Annotated in this window: 2 protein-coding genes; one reads left to right on the forward strand and one right to left on the reverse strand. The window is 27.8% G+C overall.

Annotated features, from left to right (window positions below; genetic code table 11):
- Window positions 1-136 precede the first annotated feature (136 nt).
- Window positions 137-610 (reverse strand): restriction endonuclease subunit S, encoded by a 474-nt coding sequence (locus CKF59_RS07460; protein ID WP_119535280.1) that lies wholly within the window; start codon window positions 608-610, stop codon window positions 137-139.
- A gap of 64 nt (window positions 611-674) precedes the next feature.
- Between CKF59_RS07460 and CKF59_RS07465 the strand changes: the two genes are divergently transcribed.
- The coding region (locus CKF59_RS07465) for a restriction endonuclease subunit S (RefSeq protein WP_222985707.1) at window positions 675-1108 on the forward strand (434 nt) is incomplete at its 3' end.

Here is a 1108-nt window from a genome sequence, read left to right on the forward strand (position 1 = left end):
TAATGTATGTGTACAGTTTTAGATATTATAATTAATGATTTTGATGAGATAGGTTAAAACTTGAAAGGATAAGGAATCGTTCAAATATGGGTAAAATTGGTAAATTGAATAAAAGTTTTTAGATTAAGACCTCTATTCAGTAGCTGTCTAATTCTTTAAAAAATTGTCCAATCTTCTTTTGCTCATTGTATTTAGGAACATATACTTGTTCTAGAGAGTAATCCTTATAATATATATGTGGAATACTAGTCCCTACAATGTATTTTTCCCAACTTATTTGATGAGCTATTAGGTGGTAAAGAAAAAGGATATCAATGTTTTCTTTATTATAAAGATAATTGATTGTACTAATAACAGATGATTTCTCAGGACATAAAAAAATTTTTCCAACAGATCCATCTTTTACAATCGCTATATAAGGTTTATCAGAGTCATAATCTTTAACATTTGCAATTTCACCTTTTACATCAAACACAGGATATTCACCTGAATCATAATACTTTTCATAATCTGAAGCTTTACGATCACTACTTTTAATACTTGTTATTGAATATAGAGTAGATTTTTGCCAAGAACCATGAAAATTTTTAAATCTTAAGTGTGGTTTCATAATAGATAAATACGTAAAAAATTATTTTGATTGTAGTTAATCAAAACAGAGATAGGTATAACAAATGACTAAAGAGTCCGAAACAAATTTAATACCAATGTTAAGGTTTCCTAGATTTAAAGAACTTTGGGTTAAAGATAGCATAGAAAATATTTTTTCTATAATAACAAGAGGAAAAGTCTTATCTACTAAAGATATAAATAAAACAAAGACAAAAACTCATAAATATCCGGTATACTCTTCCCAAACGATAAATGATGGAGTTATTGGTTACCATGATGAGTACTTATTTGAGAATACAATAACTTGGACTACAGATGGTTATGCTGGGAATGTCTACTTTAGAGAGGTAAAATTTTATTGTACTAATGTATGTGGAGTTTTAATCTCTCATAATGGATTTGCAAATAAAGCAATGGCTGAAATTATAAATAGAGTAGCCTACAAGTATGTAAGTCCAGCAGGAATTCCGAAATTGATGAATAATGTTATGTCTAC

It is taken from the genome of Psittacicella gerlachiana (genome assembly GCF_003585965.1).
GTDB classification, from domain to species: domain Bacteria; phylum Pseudomonadota; class Gammaproteobacteria; order Enterobacterales; family Psittacicellaceae; genus Psittacicella; species Psittacicella gerlachiana.